This window comes from Rhizobium sp. P2_G9 (genome assembly GCF_056403475.1).
Genome location: NZ_JBFUFK010000034.1, coordinates 112,831 through 127,145 on the forward strand (window position 1 = coordinate 112,831; position 14,315 = coordinate 127,145).

At 58.2% G+C, this 14,315-nt stretch carries 19 protein-coding genes and 1 pseudogene; 7 read left to right on the top strand and 13 right to left on the bottom strand.

The genetic code is table 11. From position 1 onward, the window contains the following. Positions 1 to 170 precede the first annotated feature (170 nt). Positions 171 to 773: a hypothetical protein gene (locus AC1DYF_RS25705; protein WP_477879773.1), complete on the bottom strand. Its 603-nt coding sequence runs from the start codon at positions 771 to 773 to the stop codon at positions 171 to 173. A gap of 370 nt (positions 774 to 1,143) precedes the next feature. Here AC1DYF_RS25705 and AC1DYF_RS25710 point away from each other — a divergent pair, with 370 nt between their 5' ends. Together AC1DYF_RS25710 and AC1DYF_RS25715 are read left to right on the top strand one after the other, a co-directional pair. Beyond that, positions 1,144 to 1,971: a M10 family metallopeptidase C-terminal domain-containing protein gene (locus AC1DYF_RS25710; RefSeq protein WP_477879775.1), complete on the top strand. Its 828-nt coding sequence runs from the start codon at positions 1,144 to 1,146 to the stop codon at positions 1,969 to 1,971. A gap of 61 nt (positions 1,972 to 2,032) precedes the next feature. Further along, positions 2,033 to 2,468: pseudogene (locus tag AC1DYF_RS25715) on the top strand (dihydrofolate reductase family protein); the annotation flags it as partial. A 214-nt stretch (positions 2,469 to 2,682) separates the two neighbouring features. On the opposite strand, the gene AC1DYF_RS25720 reads toward AC1DYF_RS25715, so the two are convergent. Genes AC1DYF_RS25720 through AC1DYF_RS25735 form a run of 4 tightly spaced genes read right to left on the bottom strand, consistent with a single transcriptional unit; the run spans position 2,683 to position 3,964 of the window. Continuing rightward, positions 2,683 to 3,120 carry a hypothetical protein gene (locus AC1DYF_RS25720; RefSeq protein WP_477879776.1) on the bottom strand — a complete coding sequence of 146 codons (438 nt, stop codon included), beginning with the start codon at positions 3,118 to 3,120 and terminating at the stop codon, positions 2,683 to 2,685. Between the two features lie 31 nt (positions 3,121 to 3,151). Continuing rightward, entirely contained in the window at positions 3,152 to 3,361 is a 210-nt protein-coding gene (locus AC1DYF_RS25725) for a nuclear transport factor 2 family protein (RefSeq protein ID WP_477879778.1), read from the bottom strand. Next, complete coding sequence (locus AC1DYF_RS25730) at positions 3,351 to 3,752, bottom strand: VOC family protein (protein WP_477879780.1); 402 nt, start codon at positions 3,750 to 3,752, stop codon at positions 3,351 to 3,353. The genes AC1DYF_RS25725 and AC1DYF_RS25730 overlap by 11 nt, the downstream gene beginning before the upstream one ends. Positions 3,753 to 3,766: 14 nt before the next feature. Beyond that, the gene (locus AC1DYF_RS25735; protein ID WP_477879782.1) at positions 3,767 to 3,964 is read right to left on the bottom strand and encodes a hypothetical protein; all 198 of its coding nucleotides are present in this window, start codon (positions 3,962 to 3,964) and stop codon (positions 3,767 to 3,769) included. A gap of 70 nt (positions 3,965 to 4,034) precedes the next feature. Between AC1DYF_RS25735 and AC1DYF_RS25740 the strand changes: the two genes are divergently transcribed. The 3 genes from AC1DYF_RS25740 to AC1DYF_RS25750 all read left to right on the top strand — a co-directional run bounded on the left by AC1DYF_RS25740 (position 4,035) and on the right by AC1DYF_RS25750 (position 6,529). Then, the gene (locus tag AC1DYF_RS25740) at positions 4,035 to 4,457 is read left to right on the top strand and encodes a hypothetical protein (protein ID WP_477879784.1); all 423 of its coding nucleotides are present in this window, start codon (positions 4,035 to 4,037) and stop codon (positions 4,455 to 4,457) included. Between the two features lie 891 nt (positions 4,458 to 5,348). Continuing rightward, positions 5,349 to 5,696 carry a ribonuclease E inhibitor RraB gene (locus tag AC1DYF_RS25745; protein ID WP_477879785.1) on the top strand — a complete coding sequence of 116 codons (348 nt, stop codon included), beginning with the start codon at positions 5,349 to 5,351 and terminating at the stop codon, positions 5,694 to 5,696. 182 nt (positions 5,697 to 5,878) lie between these two features. After that, entirely contained in the window at positions 5,879 to 6,529 is a 651-nt protein-coding gene (locus tag AC1DYF_RS25750; protein WP_477879787.1) for a hypothetical protein, read from the top strand. Positions 6,530 to 6,579: 50 nt separating this feature from the next. Here AC1DYF_RS25750 and AC1DYF_RS25755 read toward each other — a convergent pair whose 3' ends face one another. The 6 genes from AC1DYF_RS25755 to AC1DYF_RS25780 all read right to left on the bottom strand — a co-directional run bounded on the left by AC1DYF_RS25755 (position 6,580) and on the right by AC1DYF_RS25780 (position 10,363). Further along, the gene (locus AC1DYF_RS25755) at positions 6,580 to 7,998 is read right to left on the bottom strand and encodes a tetratricopeptide repeat protein (RefSeq protein ID WP_477879788.1); all 1,419 of its coding nucleotides are present in this window, start codon (positions 7,996 to 7,998) and stop codon (positions 6,580 to 6,582) included. Positions 7,999 to 8,123: 125 nt separating this feature from the next. Beyond that, positions 8,124 to 8,498, bottom strand: coding sequence for a DUF7677 family protein (locus AC1DYF_RS25760; RefSeq protein WP_477879789.1), 375 nt, complete (start codon positions 8,496 to 8,498; stop codon positions 8,124 to 8,126). 138 nt (positions 8,499 to 8,636) lie between these two features. Further along, positions 8,637 to 9,029, bottom strand: a complete 393-nt coding sequence (locus AC1DYF_RS25765; RefSeq protein WP_477879791.1) for a hypothetical protein — start codon at positions 9,027 to 9,029, stop codon at positions 8,637 to 8,639. Between the two features lie 77 nt (positions 9,030 to 9,106). After that, the gene (locus AC1DYF_RS25770) at positions 9,107 to 9,376 is read right to left on the bottom strand and encodes a Rap1a/Tai family immunity protein (protein ID WP_477879793.1); all 270 of its coding nucleotides are present in this window, start codon (positions 9,374 to 9,376) and stop codon (positions 9,107 to 9,109) included. A gap of 461 nt (positions 9,377 to 9,837) precedes the next feature. After that, complete coding sequence (locus AC1DYF_RS25775) at positions 9,838 to 10,074, bottom strand: hypothetical protein (protein WP_477879794.1); 237 nt, start codon at positions 10,072 to 10,074, stop codon at positions 9,838 to 9,840. After that, positions 10,067 to 10,363, bottom strand: coding sequence for a hypothetical protein (locus AC1DYF_RS25780; RefSeq protein ID WP_477879796.1), 297 nt, complete (start codon positions 10,361 to 10,363; stop codon positions 10,067 to 10,069). Before AC1DYF_RS25780 ends, AC1DYF_RS25775 begins: the two co-directional genes overlap by 8 nt. Before the next feature lie 134 nt (positions 10,364 to 10,497). On the opposite strand from AC1DYF_RS25780, the gene AC1DYF_RS25785 reads away from it, so the two are divergent. Then, entirely contained in the window at positions 10,498 to 11,787 is a 1,290-nt protein-coding gene (locus AC1DYF_RS25785) for a hypothetical protein (protein WP_477879798.1), read from the top strand. 76 nt (positions 11,788 to 11,863) lie between these two features. Here AC1DYF_RS25785 and AC1DYF_RS25790 read toward each other — a convergent pair whose 3' ends face one another. Further along, entirely contained in the window at positions 11,864 to 12,121 is a 258-nt protein-coding gene (locus tag AC1DYF_RS25790; protein ID WP_477879800.1) for a hypothetical protein, read from the bottom strand. Positions 12,122 to 12,609: 488 nt separating this feature from the next. Between AC1DYF_RS25790 and AC1DYF_RS25795 the strand changes: the two genes are divergently transcribed. Further along, positions 12,610 to 13,023 (top strand): lipocalin-like domain-containing protein, encoded by a 414-nt coding sequence (locus AC1DYF_RS25795; protein ID WP_477879801.1) that lies wholly within the window; start codon positions 12,610 to 12,612, stop codon positions 13,021 to 13,023. A 67-nt stretch (positions 13,024 to 13,090) separates the two neighbouring features. Here the strand turns inward: AC1DYF_RS25795 and AC1DYF_RS25800 are convergent, their stop codons facing one another. Next, positions 13,091 to 13,606, bottom strand: coding sequence for a DUF2867 domain-containing protein (locus AC1DYF_RS25800; RefSeq protein ID WP_477879802.1), 516 nt, complete (start codon positions 13,604 to 13,606; stop codon positions 13,091 to 13,093). Positions 13,607 to 14,315: the final 709 nt, after the last annotated feature.

Sequence of the window (14,315 nt, forward strand, 5' to 3'; positions counted from 1 at the left end):
GGCGAGCCGATCGACATGTCCCCATCGTGCATTCGGTTTACCCAAATCCCCATCAGGTTGGTCGGGGATACCGCCAGCGAGATGGGAGGCACGAAGGCACCGTTGGCAAACAACCACGTCGAGTCCGTGCCGATCAGCCGACATTGACGTCGTTTCCGAACAAAGTGCGATCAGGACTTCGCTTCCTCGAGAAAGACGCTACGGCTGATCTCCGCATCGTGCTCGATTGCGATTTTCCGTGCTTGCCGAATTGTGATGCGCTTGCCGTCCATCCTGTCTTCGAACGCGGTTCGGCGTTTGTCATGCGGGCCGGAGAAACGGCAATGCGTGATTCCGGCCGCTGTCATGCGCTGAAGATTATGCAGGTGATTGGCCCGGCTCATGGCGACGGCGATGGCAAATTCGAGCCCCTCGATCGATTTTCCCACATCGTTCGGCGCCACGTAACCAAGATACTGCTCGCTGATCTTGAGCCGGGCAGGCAGACCAAGGTCTTTCAGGCGAGCGGACGGAAGCAGATGGCCGGTCGACACGATCGACTCGACCATGCTCAGATAGCCCTTGCCGCCGGTCGCCATTGTTGCAAGACGCTCGGACAGCGCCTCGACCTGATCTTCCCGGATCAGGCCATACCGTCGAAGCTGGAAAGCAAAATCGTCGGCCACGGGATAGAGATCATGGGATTCAGAGCCTGAAGCCTCGCCAAAATGATCATCCTTGGTCGCAACACTGGGCTGCCTCCGCCCCGAAATCAGCCATTCGAGAATACTCATTGCGTCCCCCTCCTGCCTGCGCGACACGATCGACAAGAGCGATTGCCGTCAAACCGTCAGACGATGCCGATCCCCTCCGATATCTGCACCTCTTGTCGTCAGCCCGGCTTCTTCTTAACCATGATTGGCAGTCCGGAAAGAAGATACAAGTAACCGGCCGAAAATCCGGCAAAAATTCTTGAGTTCGAGGAAATTTCCTCCTTGTAATGCTTGAGAGCAAATCACAACGCGAGGCTATTGTCTAGTCTACAACCAGTTTAACCTTAATAGCGATCGCCGCAATCTGCGACAAAATGCAGCACGCAACTCCGGTGGACCGGGTTTTAAAAACAAACTATGCAACCTTGTCGCGTTCTGCCGAGGGGGCACCATGACGTATTCTGTTATTATCGAAGCCGAATATACGACTGACTTCAACGCGCGACTTCTTTTTCCGGAAACCCTGAGCCGCAAGCCCTCCGGCTCTTCCCTTGGCAGCTACGACAAAGCAACGCAAACCTATGGTTCTGGATATATCAGCTATAATGAAAATGGCCGGGAATATCATATCGAGGTCTGGGGAAACCTGACCAAGACGGGCCACAATGACATCACCGGCGATGTCCGCTACGCCGAAGTCCAGGAGATGGTCAACGGCAAGCTGGTGACCATCGGCGATATGTATGTGGGCAATAGCGAAGCTCCAGGAAGTGTCTATGTCCATATCCCATCACTGGCTTCGCTGACCCCAGACAGCCTCTTTGCGCAGGTTGAGAAGTTGGGAGCAGCTCAGTTGGACCTTTACGGGAGAACGGGCAATGACAAACTCTACGGAAACACCTCCGGAAATATTTTCAACGGCGGTTCCGGCAACGACGTATTGACGGGTTATGCGGGTAAAGACCAGTTCGTTTTCGAGGCGACTGGCAAGGACAATGCCGACCATATAACCGACTTCACGCATGGCCAGGACAAGATCATCATCGGGTTGACGTTCAACGGCCCGTTCGGGGATATCACCGGAAACAGCCACCTCAAGGAAATCTTCCACGACATAACAAACTCGGCGGAAGACAAGAACGACCGCATTATCTACAATTCACACACCGGCACCCTGTCTTTCGACGACGACGGCAGCGGCGCGGACAAGGCGGTGGTCTTTGCCCATCTCGACAATCATGCGAAGATTGACTTCCATGACTTCGAGATCTGGTCCTAGCCGAGCTCGTCTCCAACGTCACTGCCGCATCAGCCTCGGCGAAATCCTCAGCGATCCAGCCAATATCGGCGCCGAGATCATGGGCGCCGGCATGTTCGGCCTCCACAATTTTCCCGACGATCCAAACTGGCGCGGCTGGTGGGGCGACGAGGCGCCGTTCCGTTATCCGGTCTTCGTCCTCGCCCACCAGCCCCGCCCCTCGCTGAAAATGGCCGGCGGTACGACCTTCCATTTCATCGACGCCACACCCGCCGATGTGCTTGCACGCGCTGTCGCCGTGGCCCGGGGGCAAGGACGTCCGCGGCGCCGGCGGTCTCACCGTTATCCGCGCCTTCCTCAAGGTCGGCCTCGTCGACCGTCTTCACGTCGCCATCGCCCCGATCCTGCCGGGCCGCGGCATCCGCCTGTGGGACGACCTGCGCAGGCTGGAAGAGGGCCGCACGGTCAAGTCCGAAACGGCGCCGAGCGGCACCATTCATCTGACGTTCGAGCGGTAGCCCCCTCGCCTGCAACTTGGCCGGTCATGGGCTACCCACGGACGATCCATGATCTCGCCTTTGGCGCATTGCCGCCGCCACACCTTGCTGCAGACGGACCCAAGCCGCGCTCGATCCTCGATGGACGAACGGCAGCTTCGCAACGTCATCTCAGGCAAGCCGATCGACATTGTCCCGATCGCGCGTTTGGTTTACACAAATCCCGTATCAACCCTCAGCCAACATTATCGCGTAAGGCAGCTTCAAACGTTTTGTTGCTTGGTTCACTCTCTTCCAATTCTTCATCAAAGCACCCGCGAATGAGCATCAAGTCGAGGGCTGCCTTGGCCACAGGCGAGATGCGCTCAAGCCAGCCGGAAGCGATGACCATGGTGCCGTCCGCGATATCTTCTATTTCCTCATAGGCTACGTTAACGACCGAGAGCACATTGGTGACAGCATCCACCTCCGCCGGCGTCATCGTCTCGGGCGCTCTTTTGGGCCACCGCCACGCATCGTCCTCGTGACCTACCCAATCGTAAAACATCTCAAAGAATTCCTGGGGGCTCATTCTTCGAACGGCCACGGCACCTTTCGCCAACCAGCTCATTGCGTCCATGATCCTGTTGCGCACGCGCTGATCGACGAGGCGCCTCGATGCATCCTCACTCATGGCTAGTTATTGTCCTTTCTGACGTGCTCGCTCACCGTGTGGTAGCCGACGAAAACCGCTCGACATAGTCGCGGATGCCGGCAGGGCCGTCGAAGCGTTCGCCCGTCGACGGATCGTCGATCACCGCCCGTGGGGCGAAGAGCGCAAGCACGGCCTCGACATCAAAGGCATTGTTGGCGTCGATCAGCGCCTTGGCCGCGGCGCGCATGCTGTCTTGCCGGGTCATCGCCTTACCGTCCATGCTGCCAGCTCTTGTAGACGAATTCCAGCGAGATGCCGTCGGGGTCGGCGACCTGTGCGGCGTAGTAGCGGGGATCATAATGCGGCTGCAGCCCCGGCGGATGGATTTTTCGCCCGCCTGCAGCGAGCGCCGCCGCATAGGCGGCGTCGACCATTGCCTGGGATTCGGCAACGAAGCCGACATGAACGGCCCCGGGCGCCGCCTCGCCGGCGCGCAGCCAGAAAAACAGCCGGTCCTTCGTCCCGAACCCCTTGAGATCGGGATGGCCGGGCGGACCATTGCGGCCGTTGTAGTCGAAGCGCTGGGTGATGCCGAGCGGCGCCAGGGCCGCGGTGTAAAAGGCGATCGAGCGATCCACATCGCTCACCGTCAGGAAGATATGATCGAGCATCGTCATCTCCACAGTCAGATCAGGGTGCCGCCGGACACGTCGATATCCTGGGCGTTTTTCCAGCGGTTCTTGTCCGACGGCAGGCCGGCGATCACGCCGCCCACCTCATCGACCTCGCCGGCGCGGCCAAAAAATGTCATCCCCGCCAGCAGGCGCTCGAACACGTCGTTGCCCCCCAATTCGCCATATAGCGTGTCGGCACCGGAGTCCATCCAACGCGAGTTTCACCGATTGTCTATGCCAGGATGCCCCAATAAACCGGGTCTCATCAGCAGGGTAAAAATGATGTTTGAAATTCACAGTCACCAGGGCGCTGGACCAGTTCGGTTCGGCATGACGGCAACGGAGGTTCGAGCTGCGCTCGGAGTTGAATACGAGACCTTCAAACGGAGTCCCGAGGACGCCCATCCCACGGATTATTTCAACGCGCTTGGTTGTTTCGTCTATTGCAACGCAGGCGGCCAGTCGATTGCCCTGGAGTTCGCGGAACCCGCCAGACCGATGTTCAATGGGCTCGACCTGTTGAACATGGGTTTCGCCGACCTGCTGAAGCGCATAGGGGAAATCGACCCGGAGGCTTCAGTCGAAGTCGATGGGTTCACCTCATTCCACCTGGGCATCGGCGCCTGGGCGCCCGCGGCCGACGAAGAACCTGACGAGCCTGCCGAAGCCATCATAGCCTTTGTCCCCGGCTACTATGATTGAGGCGGGCTGGCGCTGAATTCAAGAGTTCTGCAAATGCGTTACCCCGTTGGTCGGCAATTGCGGCAAGAAGTGAACATGGCAAAAATGCTCTATAGTCGAAGACGCGTTCCAAGTTTCTGGACGAGGGTTGATCGTGGTGCCCGGCCCGTTACAGGCGGAATACAATGGGCCGCGCCAATTTGCAGTGACACTCAAATCCCCCGGCAGCGGCGAGCAGAGCGCTACCCTCACACTTGAGCATGTGTTTCAGTCACCGCCGCCGAAGGAACATCGTTGGGTTTGCTTGCTCCGCGGCGCGACGAAGACGGATACTCCGCCCGGCACAGAAGTTTGGATCGACAGCTAGCCGTCAAACTCGATCGTTCCGGAGCTATGGGTTCAAACCTAGCCTCATAAATCAAGAGTTTCGGGACGGCTCGGCAGTTTTCCGCGCGCATGTTATAGCGTCCTTGAGATAGCTAAAAAGGGGCCTTTGCATTTGAGGTACGTCGTCGGCGCTTGTCTGCTCTGTTGTCTTGTCGGCCACGCAGCCGGGCAAGAGGTTGAAGACATTACAGTCCCACAGGAGTTTGAGCAGGGATTTAGCCATTCGATGATGCGCTTAACGATAGCGGACCGATGCCATAGGTGGCTGCATGTGCCTGATATTTTTACTGACGCAACGGTCGCCTTGAACAATTTCTATAAGCGCGCGGGGAAGACAAACGCCGATGCCGTCACGAATTACATAATTGCCCAGATGGCAAGGCTTCATCAGGTTGAGCGTGACCCCGTCAAAGATAAAATATACACGCCCGAAATGTGCGCTGAACTTGCCGCATCGCTAAAACGGGAAGTCAGTGGAAACTAGCGTTGCAAAACTCAGGAATTTCCAGACACAGGCAGGCAATGATGAGGAAAGATTATGATGCCATTTTTGAGGAAAATGCCCGGGTTCTCAACGATTTGAAGAGAAAAGACGTTAACCTGTCACCTGAGCGGATGTTTTCGTTCGCCCACAAATTCAAAGACCAGTCCCATGCCGAGTCATTCGCCGCCGAGGTTGTGAAAAAAGGGCTGAAAGCGACAATCAACCTGCGGGAAGATGGCGACTATGACGTGTTGGTCTATCTTCGCCTGACTCCTAATGTAGAACAGATAACCGAGCTCGAGCAGTCTCTAAGCCAGCTGGCCGACGCCTTCGGTGGCCACGCGGATGGCTGGGAATTTGAGGACGACGACAACGTCACCAAACTTTGAAGTTGGCTATCGCGCCTTCGGCGGGTGATCCAGGGATTTTGGAACATGTCGATGCGGATTAACGCGTCGATCCGGCGAACAATATATAGGCTGTTGTCACAAGGAAAATTCGATCAATTGTTTTCGTAACGCGCGCCCAAGATTGAATGCACAAGCCAGAGCTCCAGCAAATAGAAGGCATCATGGGTAAGAATTCAAGCAAACGGATAACAGCGAAGGAATTACAGGAAGAACTTAGCAGGGATCAGCAATATCAGGCGCGGATGCGGGCGCAATATGAAAAAGTTGCGATTGCGGCAGCAGGGCGCAAGCGGGAAGTCAGAGATTTGGAAATCGAGCTGCGTGCTGCCGGCATCGAGATCGAAGACTTCCATGATTTAACGGACAAGCCAAAGAATTTCAGGAATGGCCTGCCGATCATTATCGAACATCTGAGGACAGGGAAATATAGCGATCAGGTAAAGGGCGATTTGGCACGCGCGCTGGCAATGAAAGAAGCCAACCCATATTGGGAAACTCTGGCGCACATATTCAGGAGCGTGCCGGCAACAAAAGAACATGATCTATTTAAACAAGGCTTGGCCATTGCCCTCGGCGCATCCTATGGAGATGATCAGGTCAAGCAATTGGCCGAGCTTTGCAAAGATGTCTCTCACGGCACAGCAAGGGTCTTGCTTGTCCATGACCTGAAGCGCTCGAGAAGGCCGGAAGCATCGGGCATATTGTACGATCTTGCCGAGGATCCACAGATCGGAAAACAGGTGAGACTGTGGATTCGTGAATTGGAACGCCGCAAACTGCGCAAGGCGAACGAGAAAAAAGCTGAGAACTAGCGCGGCCCCCTTCGCCTATTTCCGCCTAACCCGCGCTCCCGCCACCGCGCCTATTCCGGCGGCAGTTCCGACAGTCTCCTGCGGCTCACCGAAAGATCGCGCTGCCATTGCGCATTGGTCGGGTCGGTGGCGACCAGTCGCTCGTCGATGGCGAGACTGGTTTCACAGGCCCTGCGCGCCTCCGGCAGATTGCCCTCGGCAACCAGGATGGTGCCGATCCTGCGATAGCTCCTTGAGAGATCGCGCTGCCACTGCATGTTGGAAGGATCGGCCGCGGTCAGCGTTTCACGAATGAGAAGGCTTGCCTCATAGGCCTTGCGCGCCTCCGGCAGATCGCCCTTAGCCTTCAGCACGTCGCCCAGTTTTTCATTGGCAATCGAGAGATCGCGCTGCCACTCGGTATTGTCGGGACGGTCATTCGCCAAGCGTTGCGTGATTGCGAAAGCAGCCTCATATGCCTCCTGCGCCGCCCCCAGCTCACCCTCCTTGAGCAGCAGGTCGCCAAGCTTTTCCAGGCCGATCGTCAGATCGCGCTGGCATTCCCTGTTGTCCGGATCGACAGCCGCCAGCCGCTGGCGAATGGTAAGGCCAGCCTCATAGGCGGCCCGCGCGGCCGGCAGATCGTCCGTCGCGAGATCGCCGGTCCTGGTGTAACAGATCGCCAGGTCGCGCTGCCATTCCGTATTCTCCGGATCGATGGTCACCAGCCGCTCTGCGATTGCAAGGCTCGCCCGACAGGCGTCGCGCGCCGCCGGCCGTGCCCCCTCGGCGAGCAGGATGTCGCCGAGATCGTCGTGGGCGACCAGCAGATCGCGCTGCCATCGCCCATTGTCCGGATCGGTGGCGGCCAGCCGCGTAGCGACCGCGAGATTGGCCTCATAGGCCGCGCGGGCGGCCGGAAGGTCGCCCGCCTTTGCCAGCAGATAGGCGAGTTCGTTGTGGCAGATCGAGAGATGATGCTGCCATTCGAGATTGTCCGGATCGCTTGCTGCCAGCCGCTCCACCCTTGCCAAGCGCGCCTGGCGATAGGCAAGCTCGGCCGCAAAATTGCCCTCAGGCGCGGGAGGAGGATCGAAATCCTCCCCCGCCCTCAGAAATTCGAGCGCGATCGGGTTTGCCCGGCCGGCCTGCACTCTCGCATAGTCACGCAGCGACACGCCATCCGACATCCCTTCGAACAGCGGGTAGAAATGCGCCGTGAGCGCCGCCTCCCGCTCGATTTCCTTTATGCGCCTTTCGAACCATCTCGTCCCATCGGAGAGAGCCTCGTCGAGTTCATCGTCCGTCAGATCGCCATCTTCGGCAAATCTCGGAAACAACTCGTAGAAATGCTCGTGAAACGCATCCTCGTCGAAGTCATCGCCGAGGTCGTCGGCAAAATTTTCCGTGAGATATTTGAAAACATCCGCGTCCGGACAATCATGCACCGCCTTGAAGACTGCAAATTTTATGTCGGTATCGTCAGGCATGGGGTCTTTTTCTGCACTGTTTCTTATGGCCGCCGGTTTGGGGCTACCTGTGCGGGGAACCTAGCTGCACGAGTGCATTGAGGCAAGGCAAGCTGGTTGGAGCGAAATTAGCAGTTGCGGGCAGGTCAGCGCGCTGTCCAGCCCGGCGCGTTTTCCAGGACAGGTGGGAAACACGGCTCAAACTCGTAGCCGGCATCCCACGGAGGATCGACGACATAGGATGGATCACAGTATTCTCGTAACCACTGGGCTGCGCGGTCTTCGCAATAACCCGCGTTAAGTGGCGCACCTTCTTCGTCCAATTCGAGGTTGTTCGTGAATATTGTATACAGCTTCTCCATGGCGCTTGGATCTTGAAGCACCTCAGAATAATCTATGCCCTCCAGCACTTGGGAATGGCCAACGGAACCGTTGGCGATCCACAGGGAAAACCGCGCTATCACCCCGCGAAGATCGGGGTGCATTCTCCGAGGCTCGCCTGAACTTTTTTGATCACCCATACACATCTCCTCATGCCCGGCGTTCGAAAGCACATTTCACGCCCGACAACAAGAAACGACACGCAACACGCCCAAGCGTTGCAACAAATCAGTTGCTTCGGCACCCGACCGAGGGAACGTTTCGAGCCAAAATCCACCTCACGGCAGCGCCATGCCCTTCCGCCGGCACCATGCGAGGATGTCTGCGCTTCGCCTGTCATTGTTGCCGATCGCCACCATAGCAATAGCAGGCTTGCCGTTGGTGTTGTTCCCGACCACACCGAAGAAGGGCATTTTGTCCAAAGAACTGCTGGCGTCCACGCTGACATAGCCGCAAGCCGTGAGCACCCCCACCGTGCTTCTCATGCCCCGAATTGCGGAAATGACTGCAGAGGCAGGTTTTTTCAGTTCTTGCCGGACCTCCTGCAGCAGCACCGCCGCTTCGTCCGCTGTCAGCACCGTCGGTGTGCCAAGCCTGGCGTCTGCAGCATGCGCGGTGGAAAGGCAACTGGCATCGAATATCAGGATCGCGACGATAAACAGAGACTTCATGGCATTGTTCTCATGAGCAGATTTGAATGGCCGGGCAAGAAAGCAGGCATCGTGATCCCTGTCCGACACGACATGATTCAGTGTGGGCAGGGATAAGCTGCCGCAAGGGCGCTGCGGATGAGCACCGCTGCGGTGTTTTCCTTGTGGTCGCGCCGTGCGTGAAGATAGGCGACGACGACGCGCAGCAGTTCCGGCACCTTTACGCTCCCCGGCGGGCAAAAGGGCGTTGCTGCGCCGAGCTCCGCTCGCTCCAGCGCCACCGCATCGACCACCCCGGCGATCGCGCCGAGGCACAGGCCGAAGTTAAATGAACCGGTCTCCTTGATGTCATGGTCTTCGGATTTCATCAAAAACTCCGCGGACGTGCAGGCGACGCTGAACTCCGGAGCCGAAAGATACGCCGGCGCGGGGTCGCGCTCATCGGCTCGACCTTGCAGAGCGCAAAGGACACACATCAGCGCAAGGACCAAGATCCTTCGCCAAAATTGGCAAATGTGCATCGAATTCTTCCCCACGTCTCCTCCACATATGCTCCGGCGCCGACCCGGGTCTGCACTTCGATTGGCTCAGCTTGAACCTCCCGGTTTCGTCGATCGAAACCGTTGACAAACGGGGTCGCGGACGTGAAGCCTGAAAGGGCCGCCGACGGCGGCGCCTTGATTGCCGGTCACCTCTGCCTTTTGTCGTCCAGAGGCAAAATGACCGGTCCTTTGTCATCCGGTGGCAGAATTTCGGGGTCTGTGACCGGGTTGAAGACCTCGTCGATCAGCACCGCGCCGCCGACGCCGAACAGGAAAATCGGGATCAGCTACATTTTGAGCGATGTCGGTCCCGCGAAGAGAAACATGAAAACCAGACCGGCGCCCCCAAGTGCCGCCAGCACAATGCCAACCGCGATCGATCTCTTTCGCCGCCAGTAACGTTTTGTCATCATGCCCCCTTGCAAAGAACTGGCTGCAGCCGATGTCAGCGTGCCTGCATCGCCGCCAATACCCATTCCACCTGTTTGACTATCTTGAGTAAAATACTTGGAATTTTCAAGCATCGAGGCCAGACGCGCTCACACTTGCCGTTGCCGTAAATCCGCCGGTGGCCGCCGCAAACTCGCCAAAACCATAGTCCGCCAGCGCCGCCCGAATGTGATCGCAGAGCTCCACGCCGATCACCTCGATCATGGCATAGGGCGTGGCACCCGAAGAGCGGCCATGATGCGGGTGGATCGTGCCGAGCTTGCCAATCAAGAAATCCTCGGCGGTTGGGTCACCCGAAGGGCCGGGCGCATTTGCCGTGCGGCGCTTGCCGTATGGACTGCCGGCGTGGATATGGGCTGGCACAAGAAGCCCCCGTTCCGGCGGCGCGTTCAAGGCAGGGCTGAAACATTAGAAACACCCCTGCCCGCAACGCGGTGTCTTGCCGATACAATTGCGGCCTACTTGTTGGGCCAGGCAAAGCCAACCGGAAGACGGACATGAACAAGCAAATCCACATCGATCCCAGCCAGCAGACCACCTATAAGGCCAACCACGCCGATACGACCTATTTCCTCGACAAGGGCGATGTGCTTGACCCGATGGGGGATGGCGTGGACGCATTTTCCGGCGTCACCGGCCGCGATTTTCACATTGCCGGCGCGCTCAAGGGCGGTGATGCGCTCAACATCGGCGATACCTTCACCCACAAGGGCGCGGGCGACCTGACCGTCACGCATTCCGGCTCGATTTTCGGTAAATTCCAGGGCGTCACGAGCCAGGGCAATGGTCAGACGATCGAGAATGCCGGCCAAATCAGCAGCGACGGGCTCGCTCTCCAGGCTGAGGGAACGCGGACCCACCTGACCAATACCGGAATGATGACCGGTAAGACCGGGGTAAATTTCGACGGCGACAGAGCGTTCCTGGACAATAGCGGCAAGATCTTTGGCACGTCTGATGCCGTTATGGCCTGGGGCGATCACAGCATTCTCGGCAATACCGGCCTGATCTCCGGCGGTCACGACGCGGTGAGCCTGAGCGGCGATCATTCGCGCCTGAGCAATGCCGGTTCCATCGTCGGCGTGAATGCGGGCGTCATCGTCGCCGACTTTACCAGCGCCGAGCCGCATTTCATCGGCAATACCGGCCATATCACCGGCCTGTTTTCGATCTATGGCAGCGATGGCCAGGATTTCGTCCGCAACAGCGGCTCCCTGTCGGGGGCCGTGGATCTGCGCGGCGGCAATGACGTCTTCGACGGAAGGGGCGGCATGGCCGCCGACGAGATACGCGGCGGAGACGGCGACGATCTTTTCATCGTCAGCCACAAAGTGACCATCACCGAAAATCCGAGCGAGGGCTATGATATCGTCAAATCGAGCATGTCGTTCACGCTGCCGGCAAATTGCGAGCAACTGCTTCTCACCGGCAAGGGCAATACCCACGCCACCGGCACCACATCGCATGAGGCGATCGTCGGCAATCGCGGCGACAATGTCATCGACGGCCTTGGCGGCGGCGACGTGCTGACCGGAGGCGCCGGAGCCGACACGTTCGTCTACAAGACCGGCTATCAGACCGCCTACGTGGTCGACGCCGAGATGCAAGGACCGTCTCACGACCTCGTCGACCTCTCAGCCACCACCCTGCACAGCTTTGCCGACGTGCTTACGCACGCGACCAACGGCCCCTACGGCGTCACCATCGACTTCGGCAACGGCGACACGCTGGTGCTGCATGATCTCCACAAGGCCGATATCCACGCCGGCGATTTCATGTTCGCATGATGCCCGTGTCGCCGGCCGAGCGCCGGGCGGATAAGATCATTCATAAATCGGTCCATCGCCAAACAGGAACGAGTGCTTAGACATCGATTGCGAGCTTGCTCAGATCCATGAACATGATCGGATGCCGGCTTTCCCGATTGAGTTCCGTGTCCAAAAGGGTGAAACCGCATCTCCCATAAAAATTGACAGGCGACCGCTTCGCATCGACCACATCGAAGCGGCATCCGACATTCGGGCAGACAATGCCCTTGGCGACACCGAGGGAAAAGTAGAGCAGTTTCGGCCGCTTGGCGCCGAAAATCAGCTCAAATCGTCGGCGGGAGCCCGTCGCCATCGTTTCTGGGAATGTCCATTCGTTGATAGCGCGGGCCGGGCCTTGCTGCCTTGTAAAAGATGAAGCCAACCATTGCGGCAATGCCAGCAAGGGCCAAAACGCCAATCACAACATGGCTCATCATGTCACTCCGTCGGTAGACGACTGCATTATATCTCAACCGAAGAGCAAGTCACGCCAACTCCGTTAGACGAGGTGCGTGACGGCCAAAATTCATCTACTGCAAAAACCAGAAGCTCAAGCGGTCAAATCGCGGCACTCGATCTCGGAGAAGTTCGTGAATCAGAAAAGCCGCGACGTTCATTTCATGGATCTCGGAGCCCGACCGAAAATCAGAAATTTTGACGAAGCGTTCTCAGCCGGAAACTCTCTGATTTCTGAGACATGGCAAGCGAAGCAGCTCCATTGCCTTGCGAACGGACGCCCCGCTGTGCAACATCGACCCCACGGATATCGGACAATGTCCGGTGCGACAGAGGAGATATGTCATGTCGGCATTGGTGCGCGGCGCATTGCCGGGATGGTGGAAGATCGCGTCTTTTCATGTCGAATTGCAAGATAACGGCGAGTGCGTGGACGCTTACGGCGTCGACCCTCTCGGGCACATTGTGATCACCGAGGACAGGATGATGTCGATCCTCACATCCAGGGAGCGCACCGACAAAGACGCCGCAGCGCTCTTCGAAACGATGATAGCCTATTCTGGCTCGTATCGTGTGGAGGATGAGGGCAGGCTCGTCATAGAGGTAGACACAGCCTGGCATCCGGCCTGGGTCGGCTCTGAGCAAGTTCGGTTCTTCACTGTTGACGGCAACACCCTGTCAATAACCACGGCTTGGCAAACCCATCCGAAGTTCCCGGGGCGAACGGCGCGCGGCGTGCTGACGGCGCAAAGGCTATGAGCGTCGATCCGGGTATGGGGTCCGGGCGCGGGTCGACGGGTGCGGAAATCGAGGTTTCCGTGGCCACCTAATCTTGTAGGCGTGCACAGCGTGCCAGGTTGTCCCTGACCACGAGATAGTGAAACGGCCTGATCACGTTGAGATAGGTGACGCCGAGGCCATTGTGGCAATGCACGACGGTCGTCGCGATGAGCTGCGTGCCGGTTGGAGAATGGCTGCGGAGCAGCGATAATCGGAAGTCCAGGTGTCGGTCATCCTCACCCAGCACAATCTCGTCCTCGCCTTCCCATTGCACCGGGAAGAAGCCCACGCGTTCGTTGCTCACCCTGGACGCCCGGACCTCGCCGCTGGTTTTGACGCCAAAGGGCGTCACCATGGCGTCGCGCACCGCAAGCAACGCCTTCTGCCACGCGGGCGGATCGCCGACCGCCTGGGTCGCCAGCGCGCGCATGCTGTCCTGTTCCGATGAACTCAGATCGATGCTGTAGCTATCGAGCAGGCTGGCGTTCTCGTACCAGCCTGCAACGGCGCTTTCAGATGGCGGCGTGGTCCGGCGCACAGGCGCCTTGCGTTCTAAACCCATGCCGAAGACTCCAGCCCGGCAGCCTTTGCGCTAGCTGCCAAATGTTCATATATCCTCGGTGTCTTTCAGAGCCCAGGACCGCCCAGAGCTGCTCCAATAGCACGGCGAACGGACGCGGCGACACCATCAAGATTGTCTGTGCCCATGTGCGCATGTGAATTGCCATCCTTGTCCGCCTGGAGGCTTACGCAATCTGGTGCGGAAATCAAGAATCTTGGGGTTGATCGGCAGGGCATCATGTCGCACTCAAGCACCACGGCGTGCTGTCGATGGAACTGCCCGGTTTCGGCCGCTCGCGTGCCCTGGCAAAACAATTGCCGGCCGGCTTCGCCACCGCCGACGATGCCATCGGCATCCTGATCGACCTGCGGCGTTCAAGCGTTCTCTGAGGTACGTGTAGAGTGCCGTAAGGATTCAGAAATATTCGATCCGCGATGCGATGAAGCGGGAGTTGGGGATAGAGGAGCTGAAGACAGCGTGAGGTCTGCGGGGGTCATTGAAACATGGGGTGGCGGGGTTATTCCATTTACCCGCCAAGAAGGCGAGGTGTCGGATATTAAGAAAGACCCTCTCTGGCCTGCCGGCCATCTCCCCCACAAGATTCCATGAGGGTGGATAGCGCCACGGCTTGTATCAAAGTCGTGTTTGCAATCCCAACTTTGGAGGGCCTCATGGATATGATCGCAGAGAACCCCGATCGCGCGGGCGC

What these genes read in the sequence shown, in the direction of transcription:
- AC1DYF_RS25705 (WP_477879773.1), bottom strand. Translation starts at nt 773, where the DNA reads ATGAGTATTCTCGAATGGCTGATTTCGGGGCGGAGGCAGCCCAGTGTT.
- AC1DYF_RS25785 (WP_477879798.1), top strand. Translation starts at nt 10,498, where the DNA reads ATGAACAAGCAAATCCACATCGATCCCAGCCAGCAGACCACCTATAAG.
- AC1DYF_RS25710 (WP_477879775.1), top strand. Translation starts at nt 1,144, where the DNA reads ATGACGTATTCTGTTATTATCGAAGCCGAATATACGACTGACTTCAAC.
- AC1DYF_RS25740 (WP_477879784.1), top strand. Translation starts at nt 4,035, where the DNA reads ATGATGTTTGAAATTCACAGTCACCAGGGCGCTGGACCAGTTCGGTTC.
- AC1DYF_RS25735 (WP_477879782.1), bottom strand. Translation starts at nt 3,964, where the DNA reads ATGGACTCCGGTGCCGACACGCTATATGGCGAATTGGGGGGCAACGAC.
- AC1DYF_RS25760 (WP_477879789.1), bottom strand. Translation starts at nt 8,498, where the DNA reads ATGGGTGATCAAAAAAGTTCAGGCGAGCCTCGGAGAATGCACCCCGAT.
- AC1DYF_RS25795 (WP_477879801.1), top strand. Translation starts at nt 12,610, where the DNA reads ATGTCGGCATTGGTGCGCGGCGCATTGCCGGGATGGTGGAAGATCGCG.
- AC1DYF_RS25725 (WP_477879778.1), bottom strand. Translation starts at nt 3,361, where the DNA reads ATGGACGGTAAGGCGATGACCCGGCAAGACAGCATGCGCGCCGCGGCC.
- AC1DYF_RS25750 (WP_477879787.1), top strand. Translation starts at nt 5,879, where the DNA reads ATGGGTAAGAATTCAAGCAAACGGATAACAGCGAAGGAATTACAGGAA.
- AC1DYF_RS25770 (WP_477879793.1), bottom strand. Translation starts at nt 9,376, where the DNA reads ATGAAATCCGAAGACCATGACATCAAGGAGACCGGTTCATTTAACTTC.
- AC1DYF_RS25730 (WP_477879780.1), bottom strand. Translation starts at nt 3,752, where the DNA reads ATGCTCGATCATATCTTCCTGACGGTGAGCGATGTGGATCGCTCGATC.
- AC1DYF_RS25765 (WP_477879791.1), bottom strand. Translation starts at nt 9,029, where the DNA reads ATGAAGTCTCTGTTTATCGTCGCGATCCTGATATTCGATGCCAGTTGC.
- AC1DYF_RS25720 (WP_477879776.1), bottom strand. Translation starts at nt 3,120, where the DNA reads ATGAGTGAGGATGCATCGAGGCGCCTCGTCGATCAGCGCGTGCGCAAC.
- AC1DYF_RS25745 (WP_477879785.1), top strand. Translation starts at nt 5,349, where the DNA reads ATGAGGAAAGATTATGATGCCATTTTTGAGGAAAATGCCCGGGTTCTC.
- AC1DYF_RS25790 (WP_477879800.1), bottom strand. Translation starts at nt 12,121, where the DNA reads ATGGCGACGGGCTCCCGCCGACGATTTGAGCTGATTTTCGGCGCCAAG.
- AC1DYF_RS25800 (WP_477879802.1), bottom strand. Translation starts at nt 13,606, where the DNA reads ATGGGTTTAGAACGCAAGGCGCCTGTGCGCCGGACCACGCCGCCATCT.
- AC1DYF_RS25775 (WP_477879794.1), bottom strand. Translation starts at nt 10,074, where the DNA reads ATGCTTGAAAATTCCAAGTATTTTACTCAAGATAGTCAAACAGGTGGA.
- AC1DYF_RS25755 (WP_477879788.1), bottom strand. Translation starts at nt 7,998, where the DNA reads ATGCCTGACGATACCGACATAAAATTTGCAGTCTTCAAGGCGGTGCAT.